Raw genomic sequence first — 21,457 nt, forward strand, 5'->3', positions numbered from 1 at the left:
GACGAAGGCGAGGCAACATGCAGCACAAGCCGCTCGACGGTATTCGGATCCTCGAAATCGGGGGGTACATCGCGCTCCCGTTCGGGACGTCGATGCTGTGCGCGCTCGGCGCAGAGGTCGTGAAGGTGGAGAAACCCGTCGTGGGGGAGGACTTCCGCCGCCACCAGAACGACGCCAGCCCCTACTTCCGGCAGTACAACACCGGCAAGCGCAGTCTGTCGGTCGACCTGAAGTCGGACGAGGGCGTCGCGCTGGTCAAGGCGCTGGTGCCGCACTTCGACGTCGTGCTCGAGAACCTGCGCCCCGGCAAGGTGGCGGCCATGGGGCTCGGCCCCGAGGAGTGCCGCGCGCTGCGCCCCGACATCGTGTACGGGTCCGTCACCGGATTCGGCGCCGGCGGCCCGCTGGCCAACCGTCCCGCCTACGACACGATCGGCCACGCCTTCGGCGGCCTGTACTCGCTGTTCAGCGACGGCGATCACCCGCAACTGGCGGGTGGCCTGAGCGCGGACCTCGTCACCGGTCTGAGCACCGCAACCGGCGTCCTGGCGGCCCTCGTCGGGCGGCTGAAGACGGGTCAGCCGCAGCGGATGGAAACGTCGATCATGGAGGCCGTCAGCGCACTGACCATCGACGGCATCACGCAGTCCTTCGAACTCGGCAGGAACCCGGCCCGCACGAGCCGGCATCCGCAGGCGCAGAACTTCTGCGTCCCGACGTCGACCGGCGAGTACCTGGCCGTCCACCTGTCGTCCTCGCAGAAGTTCTGGCGGTCGCTGTGCCGCGCTATGGACCGCATGGACCTGGCCGAGGACCCCCGATTCGCCGAGTACCGCCCGCGGGAGTCGAACTACTTCGAGCTGGTGCCGATCGTCGAGGCGGAGTTCGCCACGAAGTCGAAGGACCATTGGGAGAAGGTCCTCACCGAGGCCGACGTGCCGTTCGCGCCAGTGCTGTCGATGACCGGCTACCTCGAACACGAGCAGGTCGAGCACCTGGACCTGGTCGAGTGGCAATCCGACGGCCTGGCCCTGATCCGGCCGCCGTGGACGTTCGACGGCGAGCGCCCGGACCGCGGTAACCGTGCTCCCAAGGTCGGCGCCGACACCCGTTCGGTGGCGGGCGAGGTGCTCCCCGCCGAGAAGATCGACGAGCTGCTGGCGTCCGGCGTCCTCTACGCCGACGAGTCCTGACCCACTACTTCGCATACCCACCGTTCCCCACACCCGCTACTTCCCGTACTCACTACTGAGGAGAGTTCATGAATCCGTACCGTTCCATGCTGTTCGTGCCCGGTCACAAGCCTTCCTGGGCCGACAAGGGGCTGGCCTCCGGCGCCGACGCCCTGATCCTCGACCTGGAGGACTCGGTTCCCGTCGCCGACAAGGACGAGGCGCGTGGCGTCACCGCCACCACCATCGACCGTCTGCACGCCGAGGGTGTTCGCGCCGACGTGTGGGTGCGGCCGAATGCGTTCGTGACCGGGATCCAGGGCAGTGACCTCGAGGCGGTGATCCGGCCGGGGCTGACCGGTCTGTTCCTGCCCAAGGTCTTCGACGCCGAGGAACTCGTGCGGATCGACGCCGTGGTGTCGCACATCGAGGCCCGGCAGGGACTCGAGGCGGGCAGTGTGGGACTCATCGTGAGCTACGAGACCGCGGTCTCGATGGCGCACTGCGAGGAGATCGCCGCCGCCACCCCGCGCATCTCCAGCCTGCTGGGCGCGACCGGCCCGAGCGCGGACGTGGGACGCGAACTGGGCTTCGAATTCACCCCGGCCGGCCTGGAGACCCTGTACCTGCGGAGTCGACTTGTCCTCGCCGCCCGCGCGGCGGGCCTGCACCACCCCGTCGCCGGCGTGTGGCAGGACATCAAGGACCTCGACGGCGCCCGTCAGTTCTGCCTGGACAACAAGCAGCTCGGCTACCGCGGCATGGTGTGCATCCACCCGTCGCACATCGCCATCGCCAACGAGGTGTTCACGCCGTCCCCCGAGCAGGTCGACTTCTACCGCCGCATGATCGAGGCGTTCAAGGTGGCCGAGGCCGCCGGCAGCGCGGCCGTCGACTTCGAGGGCCAGCACATCGACATCGCCCACGTGAAGACCGCCGAGGGCATCATCGCTCAGGCCGAAGCCGTCATGGCCCACGCCTGACGCGTCCCGCACCGATCGCGGCGAAGCCTCGCATCCGGTGGGATGCGAGGCTTCGCCTTTCTCGAGGCCGGTCACGTAGCGCGCATCTTTCGACGCGAGGAACGCGACCGCGTTGGCGATGTCCTCGGGCTCGACCCAGGGCACGTCCATGACGCGGATGGTGGCGAACCGGTCCGCCACGCTGTCGGGGGTGCGCTCCGCCTCGGGGATGTCGGGCGCGAACAACGCGTACGTCGGCGCATTGTGGATCAGCTTCGTGTTGACCCACGTCGGCGCGACGCAGTTGACCCGGATCCCGAACGGGGCCAACTCCAGCGCCTGCGACTTCATCAGCCCGACGACGCCGTGCTTGGCGGCGACGTACGGCGACAGGTTCTGCATCCCCTTGATCGCCATGGTCGAACTGGTGAAGATCAGCGATCCGCCGGTTCCCTGGCGCTCGAGGATCGGGATCGCGGCGCCGCACATCCTTCGTCGAGCGCACGCTTCAGGGCGTCGTAGTCACGCCCGTCGACCTGAGCGGTGACGACGTTGCGGCCCAGCGCCTTCACGCCCCGCTCGGTCTCTTCGAGGTCTCCTGGTGTCGACGGCGGGGCCCATTGGTCTCGACGGGTGCGGCGACGTCGACGGCGATGATGTCGGCTCCGTCCTGTGCCAGCCGAAGCGCTTCCGCCCGCCCCTGGCCGCGCGCCGCCCCCGTGACGAATGCGACACTTCCTTCGAGTCTCGGCATCTGATTGTCCCTTCTCTCGTTCTGCATGGGTTGTCGGTTGTTCAGTGCTTCGGCGGTGTCCCGAGAACCAGTCCGTAGGCACGACGGCTCAGGTCGCCGGACATGTCGACGGTGATGGATTTTTCCTGGGTGAACTCCGCGAGTGCGTCCGGGCCGAGCTCGCGACCGATCCCGCTCTGCTTGTAGCCACCGAACGGGAGGTGCTGAGACATGTTGCGCTAGTAGTTGATCCATACCGATCCGGCCTAGAGTCGGTCTGCGACGTCCAGTGCGCTCCGGTTGTCCCGGCTCCAGACTCCCACGGCCAGGCCGTATTCGGTGTCGTTCGCGATCTTGACGGCCTCGTCCACCGAGTCGTAGGCGATAATCGACAGCACCGGTCCGAAGTCCGAGTTCCAGCAGTACGCGCTTGATCGTGTCGGCCGCATTCGCCATCACCCGGCGGCGGGTGGCGGTCGATCAGGTGAAGGACACGAGCCGCACATCGAGATGCTTGACGAGGTGCTCACCGACAGTCGGACCGTCGCCGACGACGACGTCGAGCACCCCGTCGGGCAGGCCCGCGTCGCGCAGAATCGCCGCCAGTTCGAGGGCGAAACTCGGTGTCTTCTCGTCGACTATCAGCACGACGCTGTTGCCGGCGGTGTCCGGCGAAGTAGCTTCTCGGCCACCGAGAGGCAAAGAGTGAGGCTGGTCTCAATGTACTGCCGCTGCGATCCAGTTCATAAAATCGATTATGTGTGATACACAATTATCGCGCGGCTGTTCCGGACGAACGACCTCGCCGGACAGCCGGTCTCGCACGCGATGTGCAGCTTGCGGCAAGTGCGGATCCGCACACGATCAGATTGGAACCCGACATGTCACCAACGGCACCATCGACGGCGGCTGAATCGCCACAGCGCGCGCGCAGCCGATCCGAATCTCGTCGTAGGGCATGGGGGTTGACCGGACTCCTGGTCACCCTGTACGTCCTCAGCTCGGCCGACAAAGCCGTCTTCGGCTTGATCACGGTGCCGCTCCGGGAGGAGTTGCACCTGTCGGCAACCCAGATCGGCATGACCGGCAGCATCTTCTTTCTCGCCTACTCGCTCGGCGGGTTTCTCGCCGGACCGCTGAACCGGATGCTGACCCTCAAGTGGGCGATCGCGCTCATCGCGATCCTGTGGAGCGTGGTGCTGCTGCCGTTGATCGTGTGGGCCACGTTCGTCGCGCTCCTGATCAGCCGCACGCTGCTGGGAATGGCGGAGGGGCCGGCTTCGGCCCTGCAGCACACGGCCGCGTACTCGTGGCACGCCCCGGCCAAGCGCGGGCTACCGGGCGCAATGATCACCTCGGGCACGACCATCGCAAAGATCGTCGTCGTCCCCGCGCTGGCATTCGTCATGCACGCCTACGGCTGGCGGGCCACCGTCCTGGTCCTCGCCGCGGCATCCGCGCTGTGGGTCGCTCCGTGGCTGCTCACGTGGCGTCCCGGCCCGTACCTCGGCGTGGGCAAGCCCGGTGCGGATCAGGGCACCGCCGAACCCGCGGTGCCGTGGCGCCGCATCGTGTTGTCGCGCACGTTCCTCGGTGGACTCCTCGCGGTGATTCCCGCGTACATGCTGATCAGCGTTGTCCTGCAGTGGCTTCCCTCGTACTTCGAGAAGGGGCTCGGATACTCGCAGCTCCAGTCCGGCTGGATGTTCGCGTTCCCGAGCTTCGTCGGTTTCGCGGCACTGATCGGCGGCTCGTTCCTCAGTGACCGTGCGGTGGCACGCGGCAGGTCGGTGCGCGCGGTCCGGGTCGTCGCTCCCGCGATCGGCATCATAATCGCCGGAGGCCTGTTGCTCGCGCTGCCGGCGATTCCGTCGCGCATGCTGACCGTCACCGCGATTTCCCTAGCCTACGGCCTGACCATCGCGGTGTTCCCGCTCTTCACGGCCACGATGTCGGAGATCTGCCCGCCCCGGCAATTGGCCGGGACCCTGGGGGCGTTCCTCGCGATGCAGTCGATCGGCGGCGTCGTCGGGCCGTTGGCCACCGGCATCATTTTGGACGCGGCCGCCACGCCGGTCGCGGGATACCAACTGGCGTTTCAGCTGATCGGCGCCGCCAGCGCGGTTCTGGCGCTGCTCGCCGTGGTGATTGCGGATCCGGCGAAGGACCGGAGCCGGAACCGGCAGGCCGTCAGCGTGGGTTGAGCCGAGACCGCCCGAGCCCCTGGGGATCCAGGAGCTCGGGTGGGTCTGATCGGCCGGTGTATCAGTTCTCGTCGGGGTGAGCGGCGAGGTTCTCCCGGAAGAACGGGGTCGCCTCCGCCACGGCGTGATCGACGTACTTCGGCACGTCGTAGAAGTCCATGTGGGCGCCGCCGTCGACGACCACCAGCTTCTTGGGGCTGCGCACCCGGCTGTGCAATTCGGTGGACATCCACAGCGAACCGGCTTCACTGCCCGCGACGATCAGCAGCGGTGCCGTGAACAGGTCCTCGACCAGGTTGAACGCGTCGAACGTGAAGATCCGCGAGATGCTCTTGGTGAACAGCTGCTTGTTCTTCGCGTTCGGGTGCTGCGCCCGCGGGGTGAGGTAGTAGTCGTGTGCCTCGACCAGGTCGCGCGGAGTGCTGTCGTCCGGCTGTTCCGGAACGTACGGGATGTACGCCGGGTCGGCGCCCTGCGCCTCGGCGGTCCGCTGCTGCGCGACTGCCTGCAGTGTGGGCACCGCGGCCGCGTCGGAATCGGTTCCGTACCAACCACGTCGGAACGAGGTGCCGATGTTCACGGCGCTGACGGTGGTGACAGCCTTGATCCGGTAGTCGGTCAGGGCCGCGTTCACGGCGTATCCGCCGCCGGCGCAGACACCGAGAACACCGATCCGCTCGGCATCCACGTAGCCCAGGCTCTGCAGGAAGTCGACGGCGGCGCGAACGTCCTCGACTCGCGCTGCCGGGTCCTCGAGGTGGTGGGGTTCGCCGCCGCTCTCACCCTGGAAGGAAGCGTCGTACGCCAGTGTCACGAAGCCTTCCTCGGCGAGCTTCGCGGCGTACAGACCTGCGGTCTGCTCCTTCACACCGCCGCCGGGGTGCACGGTGACGACGGCCGCGTAGCTGCTCTGCGGATCGAAGTTGTCGGGGAGAAACAGGTTGCCTGCCATGGCGATCGGGCCGTTGGGGAAGGTGATGCTGTCCATTGCTGTGTCTCTTTCTGATGGTGCGTGGTCAGAGGTTGGTGTCGTAGAACGGGATCAGGGCTGCGAGGGCGATCTTGACGGGCTCGGGCTGGTCGTACAGGTCGTAGTGCGAGAAGCCTTCGGCCACGACGAGTTGTTTCTTTTCGGAGCGGGCGCGGCGGTAGATCTCGAGGCCGTCGCGGTAGGAGCCGAACGCGCCGGGCTTGTCGCCGACGACGACGCACAGCGGTTGGGTGAGAAGCACTTCGGCGTGGGTGAAGGCGTCCCATCCGTATCCCGCGGCCCGTCGTGAGATCAGGCTGCGGGTGGCGCCGTTCGGCTTCTCCCCGCGGGACGTCTTGTAGTACTCGGTGGCCTCGGCCACGTCGAGTCCCATCCCGGCTGCCGCGTCCACCGTGGGCGGCAGCAGATTCTCGACGTTCGGTTCGGTGCCGCGGGCCTCTGCGGTGCGCTGCGCGGCGATCGCGTCCAGTGTGGCGATCGGGTCGTAGGCACTGAAGGCCTCGTGCAGCAGGTGACCGAAGTTGACGCCGACGACGCTGCCGACGACTTTGATGCGACGGTCGGTCTTCGCGGCGGCGATGGAGTATCCGCCGCCGCCGCAGATGCCGAGCACACCGATCCGGTCGGCGTCGACGTAGGGGACGGTGACGAGGTGGTCGACGACGTAGCTGAAGTCCTGGACTCGCTGCGCGGGGTCTTCGATGAATCGGGGTTCGCCCCCGCTGGCGCCCTGGTAGCTGGCGTCGAACGCGATCACGACGTAGCCGGCGTCGGAGAGGGCGGTGCCGTACACGTTGCCGGAGGTCTGCTCCTTGCAGCTGCCGATCGGGTGTGCGCTGATGATGGCCGGGTATTTCTTGGTCTGGTCGAATCCGGGCGGGAAGTATATGTCCGCCGCGATGTCCCAGTACGGGGTCTTGACGCTGACGGTCTCGATCCTGTCCGTGGCCATGAATTGATTTCCCTTCGTCGTCCGCCGGAGCCCGACGGTCTGAATGTCACTGCGTCGTGGACGCTGAATGTCACTGCGTCGTGGACGCTGAATGTCACTGCGTCGTGAACGATGTCCTCGACCCGCACTCATCACTCTGCTGCGATCCGCGGGGCCCTACCAGAGGCCGGTTATCGGGGGTACCGGCAGCCCCTCCCTTGGACCGTCGGAGGTCCCTAGGCTGCAGGTATGGAGATCGCCAAGGAGATCAAGGACTTCCTGACGACCCGTCGCGCACGCATCACGCCCGACCAGGTGGGCCTGCCCGCCGGCGGCCGACGTCGGGTCGCCGGGTTACGTCGCGAGGAGGTCGCACTGCTCGCCGGAGTGAGCGCAGAGTACTACGTGCAGATCGAACGCGGCGGCGTGTCGGGCGTGTCCGACGAGGTGCTGGACGCCATCGCGACGGCGCTGCGACTCGACGACGAGGAGACGAAGCATCTGTTCACCCTCGCCCGCGCCGCGGCCACGAAGCCCCGCAGGCGTAAGCCCGCCCGGGCGCGCGTCGAGATGCCGGAGCCGGTCCAGGCGCTCGTCGATGCGATGATCACCGCCCCCGCCGTCGTGCAGAACGGTCACCTCGACATCGTTGGCGCCAACGCGCTCGGTCGCGCGCTGTACGCCGACGTGTACGACCGCGTGGACGGCCCGCCCAACCTGGCCCGGTTCATCTTCCTCGATCGCCGCGCCGACGAGACGTTCCCCGACTGGAACAACGCGGCCGACGACGCCGTCGCGATGCTGCGGGTCGAGGCGGCGCGGTCGCCGTACTCGGCGGCGGTCACCGGTCTCGTCGGCGAGCTCGCCACCCGCAGCGACGAGTTCCGCACTCGCTGGGCGGCTCACGACATCAAGGCGCACCGGCGCGGAACGAAGCGGTTCCATCATCCGGCCGTCGGCGACCTGACGTTGCGTTTCGAGGCGCTCGAGGTGACCAGCGCGGCCGGTCTCACCCTGTACGGATTCACCGCGGCGGCGGGTTCCTCCTCCGAGGAGGCCCTCCGCCTGCTGTCCAGCTGGATCGCGACCGACAGCGCCGCACATCAGCATTCCTGAAGCGGGCAATTGTTTACCGTGAGTTCAGGTTTCGCTCGCAGACACGTCTCTGGTGAGGGCAACGGCCACCGCGAGGAGGATGAGGACCAGTGCGAGGACGACGGCGTAGGACGGCAGCCAGTACGCCGCGACGGAGGCCGATGCGAGCACGGCGGCGCCGACGGCGCGCGGCACCCAGCCGGTGTGGGTGGTGAGCCGGAAGTAGATCGCGTGCGAGAGCAGGTAGATCGCCGGACCCGCGAGCATCAGCACGCCGCCCAACCCCGCCCGGTCGTCGCCGGCGTGGGCGAGCACCAACTCGCTGCCCGCGGCGAACATGACGAGGCCGGTGACGACGCCGTAGATCACGTTGATCCCGATGTGCACGGATCGGATCGGGTTCTCGGTGGCGGCGATATGACTTTCCACGATCTGTTCGGCGCGCCCGAAGTAGACGGCCCACAGGCAGACGAGCGCGACGAAGCACCCCGCCGCCAGCGCCAGCGTCAGTGCGTCGGAATGATGGGCGGCAATCACGCGTCCCAGGGTCAGGACCGTCTCGCCCAGCAGGATGATGAGGAACAGTCGCATCCGCTCGAGCATGTGCTCGGCGTCGAACGGAAGTTGCTGCGTCTGTGTGCGTCCGCTCGGCAGCGGGTGCGCGCTCCAGGTGCCGACGAGGTCGACGAGCGCGGCCACCGCCCACAGCCACAGGCGCCATTCCGGGTCGAGTGCGGCGCCGGCCACCCAGAACGGCGCCGAGACCGCGAACCAGATCAGCACGTGCAGGAAATGCGTGCGGAGGCGGGGTGTCGGGGCGGTGGCCGCCGCGTAGACGGCGGGGCCGATCAACGCCAGCAGCATGGGAACGACGAAGAGCCAAGGGCTTTCGTCGAACGCGTGTCCGATGCCGGCGTTCATGAACAGGCCGAGGCCCATCACCGTGATCGTCACGGCGCGGGTGGCGGTGCGTTCGATGTCAAGGAGGGTGATCTCGAACGTGGTGAATGCCCAGACCCCGCACACCGCAACGAGCGCCACGAGGGTTTCGGCGGCGCCGTGCCAGGTCAGGTGGTCGACGAGATGGTGCGTGAGCTGACCGATCGCCAGCACGAACACGAGGTCGAAGAACAGCTCGAGCGGCGAAACCTCACGGTGGGTGCTGCGGGCTTGCCCGATCATCATGGATTCCTCCTCGGCGCCCAGAATCCTATCCGGCGGCGTCGAGGCGGACGGTCGTTTCGGCGGCGGTGTCGGCGACCCCACCTTGACATCCATCGAATGGTGGATAATGTATTATATTGTTACTCGCGACACATGGAGGCATGCCCATGCAGCACAAGCCGCTCGACGGGATCCGCATCCTGGAGATCGGGGGGTACATCGCCCTTCCGTTCGCCACGTCGATCCTGTGCGCGCTCGGCGCAGAGGTCGTGAAGGTGGAGAAGCCCGTCGTCGGGGAGGACTTCCGCCGCCACCAGAACGACGGCAGCCCCTACTTCCGCCAGTACAACACCGGAAAGCGGAGCCTGTCGATCGACCTGAAGCGGCCCGAAGGCGTTGCGCTGGTCAAGGCCCTCGTACCGCAATTCGACGTGGTCCTCGAGAACCTGCGGCCCGGCAAGTTGGCGGCGCTGGGCCTCGGGCCCGACGAGTGCCGCGCACTGCGATCCGACCTCGTCTACGGGTCGGTGACCGGGTTCGGCTCCGGAGGCCCGCTGGCCAGCCGCCCCGCCTACGACACGATCGGGCATGCGTTCGGCGGTCTCTACTCCCTGTTCGGCGACGACGCCCGGCCACAGCTGGCCGGCGGGCTGAGTGCGGACCTGATCACCGGTCTGAGTACGGCCACGGGCGTCCTCGCGGCGCTGGTCGGACGGCTGCGTACCGGCTCGCCGCAACACGTGGAGACGTCGATCATGGAGGCCGTCAGCGTGCTGGCGACCGACGGGATCACGCAGTCCTTCGAACTGGGATACGACCCGAGCAGGCAGAGCAGGCACCCGCAGGCGCAGAACTTCTGCGTCAAGACCGTCTCCGGGGAGTACCTGGCGGTCCACCTGTCGTCCTCGCAGAAATTCTGGCGCTCGCTGTGCACGGCGATGAACCGGATGGATCTCACCGAGGATCCCCGCTTCGCCGAGTACCGCCCCCGGGAGTCGAACTACCACGAACTGGCCAAGATCGTCGAAGCCGAATTCGAGCAGCAGTCGCTGCAGCATTGGGAGGACGCCCTCTCCGCTGCGGACGTGCCGTTCGCCCCGGTGCTGTCGATGACCGGATTCGTCGAGCACGAGCAGGTGGAATGGCTCGAACTGGTCGAACGGCAGCAGGACGGGCTGGCGCTGATCCGGCCGCCGTGGCGGTTCGCGGGCGAACGCCCCGATCGAGCGGGCACCGCGCCGCGGGTCGGCGCCGACAGCCGCGACGTCGCCTCGGAGGTGTACTCCGCCGAGCAGATCGACGATCTGGTGCAGGCGGACGTTCTGTTCGTCGAACCCTCAGTCTGATCGCGCCCGACGCACACATATTCCGTAGGCGCACATATTCCGTATTCGAACGACGATGGGTGAGCAATCGATGTCTGCCGATGTATCGACCGAGGGGATCGTGATGGGTCCGGTCGACGACGAGTCCGCAGTGCTGGAGAACCTGCTGGCGACACGGTGGAGTTGCCGCGCGTTCGAGCCGCGCGACGTTCCGCGACCGCTCATCGAGCGCATGTTCACGCTGGCGCAGCGGTCCGCGTCGTGGTGCAACACGCAGCCCTGGCAGGTCATCGTGACCAGCGGTGCGGGAACCGGGCGATTCCGCGACGGTCTCGCGGAGTACGCGCAGCAGCACAGTGCCGCGTTCGAAATCGATCCGCCCGCGGAGTACCGCGACGTCTATCGAGACCGGCGCCGGGCGAGCGGATGGCAGCTGTATCAGGCCGTGGGCGTCGAACGCGGTGACCGCGCCGCGTCCGCGCGCCAGTCGTTCGAGAACTTCCGCCTGTTCGGCGCTCCGCACGTCGCGATCATCACGACCGATGCCGAGCAGGGCGTGTACGGCGCGGTGGATTCCGGGCTGTACCTCGGCACCCTCCTGCTGGCGGCGCGGAGCCTGGGGATCGCCACGATCCCGCAGGCCGCCCTGGCGAGCCAGTCTCCCTTCATCCGTGAGCATTTCGGCATCGCGGACGACCGCAAGATTCTGGTGGGGATCTCCTTCGGCTACGCCGACCTCGACCACCCGGCGAACAGCTACCGGACCGCACGCGCGACGCTCGACGAGGTCGTCAGCTGGCAGGACCGGTAGCGTCGGAGACCCCGCCTATTCGGTTGCCGTGGAGGGTGTATCGGTCGGGGTGTGATCGGTCGCGGCCACGATCGCGAGCAGGCGCAGGGCCTGCTCGGACGGTGACTGCGGTTCCGCGGTGTACCCGACGAGGGACAATCCGCCCGCACCCGTGATGTCGAAGACGTTGTAGGTCAGCGACAGGTCACCGACGTCCGGATGCCGGAACTGTTTGGCACCGTGCCGATGGGCTTTCACGTTGTGGGCGGCCCAGCGGGTGCGGAATTCCTAGCTCCGCGTGGCGAGTTCGCCGACGAGTCCGGTGACGACCGTCGACTGGGGTGAGTGTGCGGCCTCCACCCGCAGCAGGGTCACGGCGTCGTCCGCCGCGGTGCTCCATTCCGGGAACACGTCGTCGGCGTGCGGGTCGAAGAAGATGAACCGGACGAGGTTCGGGCCAACTGCGCGACCTCTTCACGCCGCAGGCCCGGCACCCGGCGCCGGGAAGGGTCAGGGTGTCAGCGGCAGGAGCAGGGAGGCGACGACGTCGTCCACCTTGTCGAGGTACAGCACGTCGTGAATCATCGTGTCGACCACCTGCTCGTCCAGCGGATGCACCGAGTACGGCACGCACTTGCGGAACTTGTCGACGAAGTCCTGCTCGCTGAACGGGTTGTTCGGGTGCCCCTTGACGTAGACGTGTTCGGTGGTGATCGTGCGGCCGTCGCCCAGCGTGGTCGTGAGCCGTGCACCCCAGTCCGACACCGACGGGTCCTCGGCGGCGGAGATCCTGGACATCAGCTCTCGGACGTCCTCACGTTGCCGTGCCTCGTCCGTGTACGACTGCACGAAGACGCTCTTGTCGATCGCGGCGGTCGCGACGGCGTACGGGAGGCTGAACTGACATTCGGGGACCGTCCGCGGGTGCCACTTCACGTCGGTCGGTTCGCACACGGCGCGCCAGCCGGACGTGGAGACGTCGATGTGGACGGTGGCGATGTCGTCGGGGCCGAAATCGTGGGTGCGCATCTGATCCAGGATGCCGTCGATGGAGGAGTGCGAGAAGTAGCAGGCGCTGTACCCCTTGGTGGTGATGTTCGTCGTCTCCCAGCGCTCACCCAGATCCCGGGTGAGCAGCGCGGGGTCCGTCTCCCAGCGGGCCGTGCGCAGGTATCCGTTGGGGCCGGTCAGCACTTCCCGGCGGGGGCCGGTGATGCCCTTCTCCGCGAGGAGGCAGGCGGTGATCGCCGATTGGCAGACGAGGCCGTGGTGCACCCGGACCATCAGGGTGGGCGGTGCGTAGATCGCCATCGTGTGCGGCTGCGTCATCGTGCGGGCGATGCCCTGGGCATTCTCGAGCAGGTCCTGGGAGAAGCCGAGGAGTTTACCGACGGCCGCGACAGCACCGAAGATGTAGTGGCCGCCGCAATCGTGGGACTTCACGGCGGTACTGATGACCTTGTAGGCCGAGCCCACGCGGATCAGCGTCTCCTGCCCGACGACCAGTGCCGTCAGGAATTCCTTCCCGGTGACGTCCGGCCGCAGCCCGGTGGCTGCCAGCAGGCTGGCCACGATGTATTCGCTGATGTGCCCTGCTTCTTCGTGAAGATCGCCGCAGTCCATCGCGCGGGGCATCGGGCCGATCGCCAGTGCCGCCTCGGCGGCGGGGACGTGGCCACCGTAGAAGGGCAGGACCGACTGCGGTGCGCCGCCCTTGTCCTTGACCAGATCCACGATCGCCGGAATCCCATCCATCCCGGAGCCGCCGATCATCACGGCCATGCAGTCCAGCAGGGTGTGCTTGGCATGCCGGACGACCTCGGCCGGGAGATCGTCGTAGTCGGTCTGCACCGCCATCCGGCACAGGGTGCTCATCGGATCTTCCGAGTTCTGGATCGCGAACTTCGTCATGTCGTCCCTCTTCCGCGTCGAGATATCGCTGTCGGCAACGCAAGTCGGCGTTCCGCTTCATGTCAGAAGGTCGCGTATGTCCCGGCTCGGGGATAGGGGGATTCTCGCCTACCGAGAAGGCGAGTCCGGTCAGGGCACCTCGGTCGCGTGCCGGATCTGCTGCTTCAGCAGCGTCAACCGTGGGCCGTCGGCGGTGCGTGTTGCGCGGGAGATGCCGAGAGCGGTGGCGTGCAACGCGGGCAGCAGGGTCGACGGCGCATCGGCGCCGAACGCGGTGGTGACCGACAGCGCGCCGATCGCGGTGCCGTCGTCGGCGAGGATCGGCACGGCGACCGCCGTCGAGTCGGGGGAGATCCAGCGGCGGGCGACGACGTAACCGGTGCGCCGGGTCTCGTTCACGATCCGCAGTAGTTCGGTCCGGTCGACGACGGTGTGCTCGGTGAACCGGGTGATCTTGCCGGTCGCCAGGATGTGCTCCCGCACCTCCGGCGGAGAGAACGCCACCAGCGCGATCCCCGGGGACGACGCCAGCGCGGGAAGCCGCACCCCCGGCTGAGTCACGTTGGTGACACCCGGTTGCCGCGTCGTCAGCGTTTCCAGGTTGAGGACGTCGTTGCGGTCGAGTACCGACAGCAGCGTGGGGGCCTGCACCGCCGACCGCAGGTCCTCCATGTACGGCAGGGCGACCTCCCGGAGCGTGAGGGCGCTCGACGACCGGGCCACCACCTCCCACAGTCGGGTGCCGATGCGAAGCCTGCGGTCGGGGTCGCGTTCGAGGAATCCCACGTCGACGAGTTCGGCCACGATCCGATGCGCCGACGGCATCGGGATCGCGGTCCTGCGCGCGATCTCCGACGCCGTCAGGGCGCCGCCCGCCCCCTTGAACGCCTCGAGCACCTCGACGACCCGCTCGATCATCGATTCACCGCGAGTGGGCATCGAAACTCCTGGGGCATCGAGCGTGTCTCGAGCGACTCGGGGCAGTCCCGACCCTCGTCCTGCGCAGATTGTCACGCGCCATTCGGCGGCACCAAGATGAGCGGCTACGGCGCTCGAAGTAATGGGGCCTTTTCGTCGGCCGGGTGCGCCGGGCTGTCGTGAACAGCTGAATGGTGCGAGAAAGTGGGCGATCAGCCCGCGTTGGCCTCGGCGTCGGTGTCCCACAGCCCGCGCTGCTCGAGTTCGTCGATCAGGTGATCCGCGCCGTCCAGGATGTGCGACTCCATGATCGTCTTCGCCCGCTTGCCTGCGTGCTTCTTCAACGCATCGAGCAGGAGGGGGTGTTCCTCCTGGGTCGTGGTGACGTGACCCTCGATGGTGGCGTAGAAGCGGTTCGGAAGATTCGTGACGACGGAACCGAGGAGGCGGGCGAGGCGCGGTGAGTCCGCGATCAGGTTGATCTTTCGGTGGAACGCGTGCCCGAGGGAGGAAATTCGCTCCGTGTCGCCCTGTGCGATGGCGTCCTCGTGCTCCTTCAGGATTCCCTCGAGTTCGGCGATCTGCTGGGGCGTGATGTTCTTGGCGGCCCGTGCGGCCAGTTCGGCGGCCAGCTGAGCCTGGGCCCAGAACAGATCACGCACGTCCTGCTTCGTGAACGGGGCCACGACGAAGCCGCGCCGGGGGACCATTTCCACGAAGCCTTCGCTCCGAAGGGCGAGGAGTCCTTCGCGGACGGGTGTCGTGCTGACTCCGACGGCTTCGGCGATCCGCTCGATGCGGAGGAAGTCGCCGGCACGCACCTCGCCGGAGATGATCATCTCGCGGACGTACGTGGCAACTTCCTCGGGCAGTTGCTGTCGTCTTGACCTGTCATTCAGGGGCATCGTCGGTCGCACCTTCCCGGATTCGAAAGACTCGACATAATGTACCATCCGCGCCCGCGTGGTCGACCGCAGCCCGGAGCCGCGGCCGGAGATTGCCGATTCCCGGGCGTGAAAGCGCTCGTACTTCCCGCCGCAATCTCGCGAGTCGAGTCGATCACAATTCGAAGTCGACATAATCCACGACACATCATATATTGCTCCGAGTGTGATCTGTGTCGCACCGACTGTCGGTGCGACGAGCGAGAGGGACCTGATGAGCACAACGAAGGATTGGGCGTCGCGCGTGGGAATGCGCCCGTATCAGATTGCATCCGTGGTCTTCTGCATGTTCCTGAACATGCTGGACGGATACGACGTCCTCGTGATGGGTTTCGCGATGCCGCACCTGCCGGAGGGCTTCGCGACCAATCCGGAGAAGGGCTACCTGATCAGTGCCGCCCTCGCCGGGATGGCGGTCGGCGCGATCGGCCTCGCCCGCTTCGCCGACGTCATCGGCAGGCGGCGCATCCTGCTGGTCGGCCTCGCGGCCAACACCCTGGGCCTGACTGCGTCGGCGCTCTCGAACGGTTTCGCGATGCTCCTGGCGACCCGCTTCGTCACCGGCATCGCGATCGGCACGATCAGCGTCGTCATCATCGTCCTGTGCCAGGAGGTCGTCCCGGCCAATCGGCGAAGTGTGGCGCTCGGCCTGGTCATGGTCGGCTATCCGCTCGGCACGACGCTCGCGGGTTTCGCGGGCGCCGGACTCGTGGCACTGGCAGGCGGGGCGTGGCAGGGCATGTTCTGGATCGGCGCCGCGCTGGGCGTCGTATCGTTCGTGGTGACCGCTGCGTTCCTCCGCGAATCGGACGACTTCCTGGCCCGCAAGGGAACGACGACGGAAGCTGATCGGGCGATCCCCGCGCCGCAGAGCGAGGTCCGTCTGCTCGGCCGGGAACTGCGATCGCGCACAGTCCTCCTGACATTCGGATACTCGATGCTCACCGCCGGGTACTACTTCGTCGGCACCTGGACGCCGCAACTGATCAAGGACGCCAGTGGTGACGCGGGGAGCGGTGCGCTGGCCGGCATCATGATCAGCTTCGGTGCGGTGGTCGGAGGATGCCTGTTCGGCGCGTTCGGGTTGCGGTTCCCCGGCGCGCAGATCGCGGTGATCACGTCGGCCGTGTCCGCCGTGGCAATTGCCGGGTTCGCACTCACGCTGCAGGGACCGTTCGCACTGGCCATGGCCGGACTTCTCGGCGGAGGCACCTTCGCGGCCATGTCCGGGTTCACCTCCACGTCGACGGCGGCGTACCCGGTGCTCGCGCGCGCCAAGGGCTACGGAGCGATGATGGGTGTGGCCCGCGGAGGTGCGATTCTGTCGCCGATCGTCGCCGGGTACGCGCTCAGCGTCATGACTCCGCGGGCGATGTACCTCGCGGTCATCGTGCCTCTCGTGCTCGCGGCCGTCGCGGCGATCGCTCTCACCCGCATCACCCGAGACCAGGTCGTCGGCGAGTCGAGCCGGACGGCCCCGGCGCTCGCCACGACCGAGTAGGCGCGGGACGAGGAAGGGCCGCTCGGGAGTTCCCGGGCGGCCCTTCTTTGTGTGCGGGTGGTCAGTCGAACAGGATGACGCCGCGGATGTTCTTGCCGTCCTTCAGGTCCCGGTAGCCCTGGTTGATGTCGTCGAGCCGGTAGGTGCGCGTGATCATGTCGTCGAGGTTGAGCTGTCCGGCCCTGTACATGTTCAGCAGCCGGTTCACGTCCCACGTGCCGTTCGTCGAGCCGAAGACGCAGCCCTGCAGACGCTTCTGCGAGAGGGTGAGGTCGGCGACCGGAATCGGGAGACCGATCCGGGAATGCTCACCGACCGCGGTGACGACGACGGTGCCCGCCTTGCGCACCGAGGTGAGTGCCTGGGCGACGTGCTCGGGTTCGAGCACACCGACGGTGATGACGAGGGCGTCCGCGCCCTGACCGTTGGTGTACTGCTTTGCGAGTTCGGCTCCCTCCTCGATGGTCGCGACGGCGTGGGTGGTCAATCACGACATCGACGACTGGAACCGCCTCCGCGCCAACGGACGGCAGGTCGTCTAGGTCCCGGACCTCGTGGTCGCTAGACTCGGGTGATGGACATCCGGGACGCCGAATACCTGGTTGCCGTTGCCGATCACGGCAGCGTCACCGAGGCTGCGCGGGCGCTGTTCATCGCGCAGCCGTCGCTGTCGCAGGCGATCCGCACTCTCGAACGCGATCTCGGTGTCGAACTGTTCGATCGCGGGGGACGGAAACTGCGGATCACCCCGGCAGGCGCGTCGTTCGCGCACGCGGCGCGCCAGGTGCTCGCGGATGTCGAGCGGGCGCGGGCCGTCGTGCACGACGTCGCCGAACTACGGTCCGGAACGCTCACGATCGCGGTTCTCAATTCGCTTGCCGCCGATCCGCTTCCCCGTCTCGTCGGCCGGTTCCACCGGCAGTTCCCGAGGGTGGTCCTGTCCACGGTGTCGGCGGACGGTCCCGACGGCGTCGGCCGCGCGGTCCGGTCGGGGGAGTGCGACCTCGGGCTCACCGAACTGCTCGTCGACCAGCAGGGCCTCGAGTTCCGGACAGTGGGCGACCAGGAGATCGTGCTCGCACTGCACGCCGATCTGGCGATCGAACTCCCCGATCCGGTGCCCGTCGGCCTGCTCGCCGACATTCCGATGATCGTCGAGATCGGTTCGCGCCCAAGACTGCCGGTGAACAACATCGCCGTCGAATGTGCGCATCGCCAGTCGATGTGGGAACTGGTGGTCCAGGGGGCGGGGGCGACCCTGCTCCCGCGGCGCGTCGCCGAGCAGGAACTGCCGGGTGTCGTGGTCCGCTCGCTCGCGCCGCCCGAGGTGCGTACCGTCGGGTTCGTCCATCGGCCGGATCCGCTTCCGCCTGCAGCGGCGGCGTTCATCACTGCGCTCGACGAGACTCACGGCGCAAGCGTGCCGAGGAACGCGCGTCCGGCGGGCGACAGTCTGGCCTCGTCGTAGATCACCCCGTACGGGACGGTGATCGGCGGGTCGAGAGGGCAGATCCGTGCGCCGCCGCCGGCGGCCCGCTCCGCAAGGGTGCGTTCCATGAACGACATTCCCACACCTTCGACGACGAACGCGCCGACGGCTTCCCGCTGCTCGACGACGGCCGACAGCGTCGTCCGGCTCCCCGCGGCCTGCAGCGCCTTCTCGATGACGGTCCGCGAAGACGATTCCTTGGGTAACCCCACCACGGGAATGTCCGGAAGATCACCGAGCGGGAACGGATCTCGCCACACGATCTCGGCGTCGTGCGGAACCACCAGCCAGTATTCGTGGATTCCGAGGACGCGCGTCGTCAATCCCGGTGCGGAAAAAGGGAAATGACTGAAGGCGATCTCGCAGTGCCCGTCCCGGATCAGCGACGCGACGACGTCGACGGGACGCAGGTCGGCGAGCCGGACGACGACACCCGGATACTGCTTGCGGAAGGACCCGATCAGTTCCGTGACAGGGCCTTCCGCGACGTGCGCCGACGCGCAGATGTCGAGGCGGCCGCGCGGCAGACCCGAGACGTCGACGAGCGAACTCTCGGCGGCCACCAGGTCGCGCACGATCTGCCGGGCAGGGCCGACGAACGCCTTTCCCGCCGCGCTCAGCACCAGGCCGCGGCCGACGCGATGGAACAGGTCGACACCGAGGTCACGCTCGAGATTGCGCAGCCCCTTCGACAACGACGGCTTCGTGACGCCCAGGGCCTCGGCCGCGAGCGCAAGGCCGTCGTTGTCGACGGTGGCGAGAAAGTACTCCACGTGACGCGACTCCACCAGTGAAGACTACTGCGCGGAGACGCGCCGGTTGTCAGATGTGACGTCCGCCGGTGACTTCGAGGACGGTGCCCGTCATGTAGCTGGACAGGTCGGACGCGAGGAACAGTGCAACGTTCGCGATCTCCTCGGGCTCGGCGCCGCGGCCCATCGGGACCTCCTTGAGCTTCGCCTCGATGATGTCGGCGCGCAGGGCCCGGATCATGTCGGTGTTCACTACGCCGGGCTGGATCGCGTTGACCCGGACCCCGAGGTGAGCGACCTCCTTCGCGGCGGCCTTGGTCAGGCCCACCATGCCGGCCTTCGCGGCGCTGTAGTTGGTCTGCCCGACCATCCCGACCTTGCCCGAGATCGACGAGATGTTCACGATGGAGCCCTTGCCCGCCTCACGCATCGCGATCGACGCGATCTGGGTGCCCAGCCACGCGCCCTGCAGGTGCACGTCGATGACGGAGCGGAAATCGGCGAGCGACATCTTGCGCAGCGTCGCGTCGCGGGTGATGCCGGCGTTGTTGACCCACACGTCCATCGCGCCGAAACTGTCGAGCGCCGTCTTGCCCAGGTTCTGCATCTGCTCCGGATCGGTCACGTCACAGGCCACGGCGACGGCCTGGAAGCCGTCGGCCTCGAGCTTGGCGGCGGCGCCCTTCACGTTCTCGGCGTGCATGTCGCCGAGGACGACCGATGCGCCCTCGCTCGCGAACTTCCTGGCCATCTCGAAACCGATGCCCTGGGCAGCGCCCGTGACGACGGCGACCCGTCCCTCGAGAAGTGTCATGTGTGTGTTCCTTCCTCAGTTGTACGAACGTCTTCGGCGTGCGGGTTCAGGCGGTCGCGCAGCGCGGACCGCAGGACCGCACCCCGCGGGGACAGGGGCAACTCGTCGACGAACACCACTTCCCGCACCTTCTTGTACGGCGGCACCGCGGCCGCCACGAACTCGATCAGTTCCTCGGCGGTCGGCTGCGCCGCGGTGTCCGCCACCACGAACGCGACCGGCATCTCCCCGACCCCGGGGACGGAGCGGCCGACCACGACGGCGTCGAGGACGCCCCGCCGTGACAGCAGCAACTGTTCGAGTTCCTGCGGATCGACGGTGTAGCCCTTGTAGAGGAGTGCATCCTCGGGTCTGCCAACCATGTCGAATATCGAATTCCATCTCGCCGGGAGTTTGTTTGTTCGCGAATATGCCCGAAATGAAATCCGGGCGGTCGACATCTATTCAAGTGCCTCGGACGGCCGTGGTCAAAGACGCTGAGGGAAACCGACAGTTGCCTTCTTCCTATGGGTCATAAATAGCCTCTGTGCTGCGAGTTCTCGTTCGGAGGGCGCGCTTGACAGCGCGGCCCGGTTGCTGGATATTCACCTCATGGCTGAACGTGAAGTGAGTGACGAAGACTTCAAGGACATTCTCGCGCAGACGAGGACCTTTATTCAGAAGGAAGTAATTCCCAGGGAAAATGAAATCGCGGAAAAGGATCTGATTCCGGACGACATTCGCCGCAAGGCGGCGGAGATGGGTCTGTTCGGGTACGCCATCCCGCAGCAGTGGGGCGGGCTCGGACTCGACCTCACGCAGGACGTCGAAATGGCGATGGAGTTCGGGTACACGAGCCTGGCGTTGCGGTCGATGTTCGGCACCAACAACGGGATCGCCGGCCAGGTGCTGGTGAACTTCGGTACGGACGAGCAGAAGTCGGAATGGCTCGAGCGCATCGCGTCCGGCGACGTGGTCGCCTCGTTCGCGCTGACCGAGCCGGAGGCCGGATCGAACCCGGCGGGCCTGACCACGCGCGCCGTCCTGAAGGACGGCAAGTGGACGATCAACGGCACCAAGCGGTTCATCACCAACGCGCCGCTGGCCGATCTGTTCGTCGTGTTCGCGCGCACCCGTCCCGCCGACGAGACCGGCACCGGCATCGCGGTGTTCCTGGTCCCCGCCGACACCGCCGGTGTGGTGGTCGGGCCGAAGGACAAGAAGATGGGCCAGGAGGGTGCCTGGACGTCCGAGGTGGCGTTCGACGACGTCGTCGTCGGCGAATCCGCGCTGGTCGGCGGCAGTGAGGAAGCCGGCTACCGCGCCGCCATGACGTCCCTCGCCCGCGGTCGCGTCCACATCGCGGCGCTCTCGGTGGGCAGCGCCCAGCGTGCGCTCGACGAGTCCGTCGCGTTCGCGGCGGTCACGAAGCAGGGCGGCACCCCGATCGGCGATTTCCAGCTGGTGCAGGCCATGCTCGCCGACCAGCAGGTGGGTGTGTCCACGGGCCGCGCGCTGGTCCGGGACGCGGCGCAGAAGTACGTCAGCGGCGAGGACCGCCGGATCTCCCCGTCCGTCGCGAAGCTGTACTGCACGGAGATGGTCGGTAAGGTCGCCGATCTGGCGGTGCAGGTCCACGGCGGAACCGGCTACATGAGAGACGTTCCGGTGGAACGGATCTACCGTGAGGTCCGGCTGCTGCGCCTGTACGAGGGCACCAGCGAGATCCAGCGCCTGATCATCGGCGGCGGCCTCGTCCGCGAAGCCAAGAAAGCGCTCTGA

19 protein-coding genes and 3 pseudogenes are annotated in these 21,457 nt (G+C 67.3%); 9 read left to right on the forward strand and 13 right to left on the reverse strand.

The window, feature by feature from the left end; all coding sequences use genetic code 11:
* Positions 1-17: 17 nt before the first annotated feature.
* Both JWS13_RS28835 and JWS13_RS28840 read left to right on the forward strand, forming a co-directional pair.
* Positions 18-1,193 (forward strand): CaiB/BaiF CoA transferase family protein, encoded by a 1,176-nt coding sequence (locus JWS13_RS28835; RefSeq protein WP_206008832.1) that lies wholly within the window; start codon positions 18-20, stop codon positions 1,191-1,193.
* Positions 1,194-1,261: 68 nt separating this feature from the next.
* Complete coding sequence (locus JWS13_RS28840) at positions 1,262-2,155, forward strand: HpcH/HpaI aldolase/citrate lyase family protein (protein ID WP_206008833.1); 894 nt, start codon at positions 1,262-1,264, stop codon at positions 2,153-2,155.
* Between the two features lie 63 nt (positions 2,156-2,218).
* Here the strand turns inward: JWS13_RS28840 and JWS13_RS28845 are convergent.
* Positions 2,219-2,888 (reverse strand): annotated as a pseudogene (locus JWS13_RS28845) (SDR family oxidoreductase); the annotation flags it as partial.
* Positions 2,889-2,929: 41 nt separating this feature from the next.
* Positions 2,930-3,527: pseudogene (locus JWS13_RS46520) on the reverse strand (aldehyde dehydrogenase family protein); the annotation flags it as partial.
* A gap of 221 nt (positions 3,528-3,748) precedes the next feature.
* Here JWS13_RS46520 and JWS13_RS28855 point away from each other — a divergent pair.
* Complete coding sequence (locus tag JWS13_RS28855; protein WP_206008834.1) at positions 3,749-5,071, forward strand: MFS transporter; 1,323 nt, start codon at positions 3,749-3,751, stop codon at positions 5,069-5,071.
* Positions 5,072-5,132: 61 nt separating this feature from the next.
* Here the strand turns inward: JWS13_RS28855 and JWS13_RS28860 are convergent, their stop codons facing one another.
* Both JWS13_RS28860 and JWS13_RS28865 read right to left on the reverse strand, forming a co-directional pair.
* Complete coding sequence (locus JWS13_RS28860; RefSeq protein WP_206008836.1) at positions 5,133-6,059, reverse strand: alpha/beta hydrolase; 927 nt, start codon at positions 6,057-6,059, stop codon at positions 5,133-5,135.
* Between the two features lie 28 nt (positions 6,060-6,087).
* Positions 6,088-7,014 (reverse strand): alpha/beta hydrolase, encoded by a 927-nt coding sequence (locus JWS13_RS28865; RefSeq protein ID WP_206008837.1) that lies wholly within the window; start codon positions 7,012-7,014, stop codon positions 6,088-6,090.
* A 228-nt stretch (positions 7,015-7,242) separates the two neighbouring features.
* On the opposite strand from JWS13_RS28865, the gene JWS13_RS28870 reads away from it, so the two are divergent.
* The gene (locus tag JWS13_RS28870; RefSeq protein WP_206008838.1) at positions 7,243-8,109 is read left to right on the forward strand and encodes a helix-turn-helix domain-containing protein; all 867 of its coding nucleotides are present in this window, start codon (positions 7,243-7,245) and stop codon (positions 8,107-8,109) included.
* A 24-nt stretch (positions 8,110-8,133) separates the two neighbouring features.
* Here the strand turns inward: JWS13_RS28870 and JWS13_RS28875 are convergent, their stop codons facing one another.
* A complete protein-coding gene (locus JWS13_RS28875; RefSeq protein WP_241032369.1) occupies positions 8,134-9,366 on the reverse strand; it encodes a low temperature requirement protein A in 1,233 nt (410 codons plus the stop codon).
* 53 nt (positions 9,367-9,419) lie between these two features.
* Between JWS13_RS28875 and JWS13_RS28880 the strand changes: the two genes are divergently transcribed.
* Together JWS13_RS28880 and JWS13_RS28885 are read left to right on the forward strand one after the other, a co-directional pair.
* Positions 9,420-10,598, forward strand: a complete 1,179-nt coding sequence (locus tag JWS13_RS28880) for a CaiB/BaiF CoA transferase family protein (RefSeq protein ID WP_206008839.1) — start codon at positions 9,420-9,422, stop codon at positions 10,596-10,598.
* A gap of 70 nt (positions 10,599-10,668) precedes the next feature.
* The gene (locus JWS13_RS28885) at positions 10,669-11,388 is read left to right on the forward strand and encodes a nitroreductase (protein ID WP_241032370.1); all 720 of its coding nucleotides are present in this window, start codon (positions 10,669-10,671) and stop codon (positions 11,386-11,388) included.
* Between the two features lie 15 nt (positions 11,389-11,403).
* On the opposite strand, the pseudogene JWS13_RS28890 reads toward JWS13_RS28885, so the two are convergent.
* From JWS13_RS28890 to JWS13_RS28905, 4 genes and pseudogenes are all read right to left on the reverse strand, one after another.
* A pseudogene (locus JWS13_RS28890) lies at positions 11,404-11,814 on the reverse strand (MmyB family transcriptional regulator); the annotation flags it as partial.
* Between the two features lie 63 nt (positions 11,815-11,877).
* Positions 11,878-13,278, reverse strand: coding sequence for an MmgE/PrpD family protein (locus JWS13_RS28895; RefSeq protein ID WP_206008840.1), 1,401 nt, complete (start codon positions 13,276-13,278; stop codon positions 11,878-11,880).
* 129 nt (positions 13,279-13,407) lie between these two features.
* Entirely contained in the window at positions 13,408-14,217 is an 810-nt protein-coding gene (locus JWS13_RS28900; RefSeq protein WP_241032371.1) for an IclR family transcriptional regulator, read from the reverse strand.
* 191 nt (positions 14,218-14,408) lie between these two features.
* Positions 14,409-15,101, reverse strand: coding sequence for a GntR family transcriptional regulator (locus JWS13_RS28905; RefSeq protein ID WP_206008841.1), 693 nt, complete (start codon positions 15,099-15,101; stop codon positions 14,409-14,411).
* 253 nt (positions 15,102-15,354) lie between these two features.
* On the opposite strand from JWS13_RS28905, the gene JWS13_RS28910 reads away from it, so the two are divergent.
* Entirely contained in the window at positions 15,355-16,641 is a 1,287-nt protein-coding gene (locus tag JWS13_RS28910; RefSeq protein ID WP_206008842.1) for an MFS transporter, read from the forward strand.
* Between the two features lie 61 nt (positions 16,642-16,702).
* On the opposite strand, the gene JWS13_RS28915 is transcribed toward JWS13_RS28910, so the two are convergent.
* Complete coding sequence (locus JWS13_RS28915) at positions 16,703-17,128, reverse strand: zinc-binding dehydrogenase (RefSeq protein ID WP_241032372.1); 426 nt, start codon at positions 17,126-17,128, stop codon at positions 16,703-16,705.
* An 87-nt stretch (positions 17,129-17,215) separates the two neighbouring features.
* On the opposite strand from JWS13_RS28915, the gene JWS13_RS28920 reads away from it, so the two are divergent.
* A complete protein-coding gene (locus JWS13_RS28920) occupies positions 17,216-18,109 on the forward strand; it encodes a LysR family transcriptional regulator (RefSeq protein WP_206008843.1) in 894 nt (297 codons plus the stop codon).
* Here JWS13_RS28920 and JWS13_RS28925 read toward each other — a convergent pair.
* Genes JWS13_RS28925 through JWS13_RS28935 form a run of 3 tightly spaced genes read right to left on the reverse strand, consistent with a single transcriptional unit; the run spans position 18,049 to position 20,058 of the window.
* The gene (locus tag JWS13_RS28925) at positions 18,049-18,918 is read right to left on the reverse strand and encodes a LysR family transcriptional regulator (RefSeq protein WP_206008844.1); all 870 of its coding nucleotides are present in this window, start codon (positions 18,916-18,918) and stop codon (positions 18,049-18,051) included. The genes JWS13_RS28920 and JWS13_RS28925 overlap by 61 nt on opposite strands.
* Positions 18,919-18,952: 34 nt before the next feature.
* Positions 18,953-19,696 (reverse strand): 3-oxoacyl-ACP reductase FabG, encoded by a 744-nt coding sequence (gene fabG, locus JWS13_RS28930; RefSeq protein WP_087559372.1) that lies wholly within the window; start codon positions 19,694-19,696, stop codon positions 18,953-18,955.
* A complete protein-coding gene (locus JWS13_RS28935; protein ID WP_087559373.1) occupies positions 19,693-20,058 on the reverse strand; it encodes an AMP-binding enzyme in 366 nt (121 codons plus the stop codon). Before JWS13_RS28935 ends, fabG begins: the two co-directional genes overlap by 4 nt.
* Before the next feature lie 229 nt (positions 20,059-20,287).
* Here JWS13_RS28935 and JWS13_RS28940 point away from each other — a divergent pair, with 229 nt between their 5' ends.
* Positions 20,288-21,457: an acyl-CoA dehydrogenase family protein gene (locus JWS13_RS28940; protein ID WP_087559374.1), complete on the forward strand. Its 1,170-nt coding sequence runs from the start codon at positions 20,288-20,290 to the stop codon at positions 21,455-21,457.

The organism is Rhodococcus pseudokoreensis (assembly GCF_017068395.1).
GTDB lineage: Bacteria > Actinomycetota > Actinomycetes > Mycobacteriales > Mycobacteriaceae > Rhodococcus_F > Rhodococcus_F pseudokoreensis.

Bases quoted from the DNA above. Each gene is read 5' to 3' on its own strand.
- JWS13_RS28835 (WP_206008832.1), top strand. From the start codon at position 18: ATGCAGCACAAGCCGCTCGACGGTATTCGGATCCTCGAAATCGGGGGG.
- JWS13_RS28840 (WP_206008833.1), top strand. From the start codon at position 1,262: ATGAATCCGTACCGTTCCATGCTGTTCGTGCCCGGTCACAAGCCTTCC.
- JWS13_RS28855 (WP_206008834.1), top strand. From the start codon at position 3,749: ATGTCACCAACGGCACCATCGACGGCGGCTGAATCGCCACAGCGCGCG.
- JWS13_RS28860 (WP_206008836.1), bottom strand. From the start codon at position 6,059: ATGGACAGCATCACCTTCCCCAACGGCCCGATCGCCATGGCAGGCAAC.
- JWS13_RS28865 (WP_206008837.1), bottom strand. From the start codon at position 7,014: ATGGCCACGGACAGGATCGAGACCGTCAGCGTCAAGACCCCGTACTGG.
- JWS13_RS28870 (WP_206008838.1), top strand. From the start codon at position 7,243: ATGGAGATCGCCAAGGAGATCAAGGACTTCCTGACGACCCGTCGCGCA.
- JWS13_RS28875 (WP_241032369.1), bottom strand. From the start codon at position 9,366: ATGGATGTCAAGGTGGGGTCGCCGACACCGCCGCCGAAACGACCGTCC.
- JWS13_RS28880 (WP_206008839.1), top strand. From the start codon at position 9,420: ATGCAGCACAAGCCGCTCGACGGGATCCGCATCCTGGAGATCGGGGGG.
- JWS13_RS28885 (WP_241032370.1), top strand. From the start codon at position 10,669: ATGTCTGCCGATGTATCGACCGAGGGGATCGTGATGGGTCCGGTCGAC.
- JWS13_RS28895 (WP_206008840.1), bottom strand. From the start codon at position 13,278: ATGACGAAGTTCGCGATCCAGAACTCGGAAGATCCGATGAGCACCCTG.
- JWS13_RS28900 (WP_241032371.1), bottom strand. From the start codon at position 14,217: ATGCCCACTCGCGGTGAATCGATGATCGAGCGGGTCGTCGAGGTGCTC.
- JWS13_RS28905 (WP_206008841.1), bottom strand. From the start codon at position 15,101: ATGCCCCTGAATGACAGGTCAAGACGACAGCAACTGCCCGAGGAAGTT.
- JWS13_RS28910 (WP_206008842.1), top strand. From the start codon at position 15,355: ATGAGCACAACGAAGGATTGGGCGTCGCGCGTGGGAATGCGCCCGTAT.
- JWS13_RS28920 (WP_206008843.1), top strand. From the start codon at position 17,216: ATGGACATCCGGGACGCCGAATACCTGGTTGCCGTTGCCGATCACGGC.
- fabG (WP_087559372.1), bottom strand. From the start codon at position 19,696: ATGACACTTCTCGAGGGACGGGTCGCCGTCGTCACGGGCGCTGCCCAG.
- JWS13_RS28935 (WP_087559373.1), bottom strand. From the start codon at position 20,058: ATGGTTGGCAGACCCGAGGATGCACTCCTCTACAAGGGCTACACCGTC.
- JWS13_RS28940 (WP_087559374.1), top strand. From the start codon at position 20,288: ATGGCTGAACGTGAAGTGAGTGACGAAGACTTCAAGGACATTCTCGCG.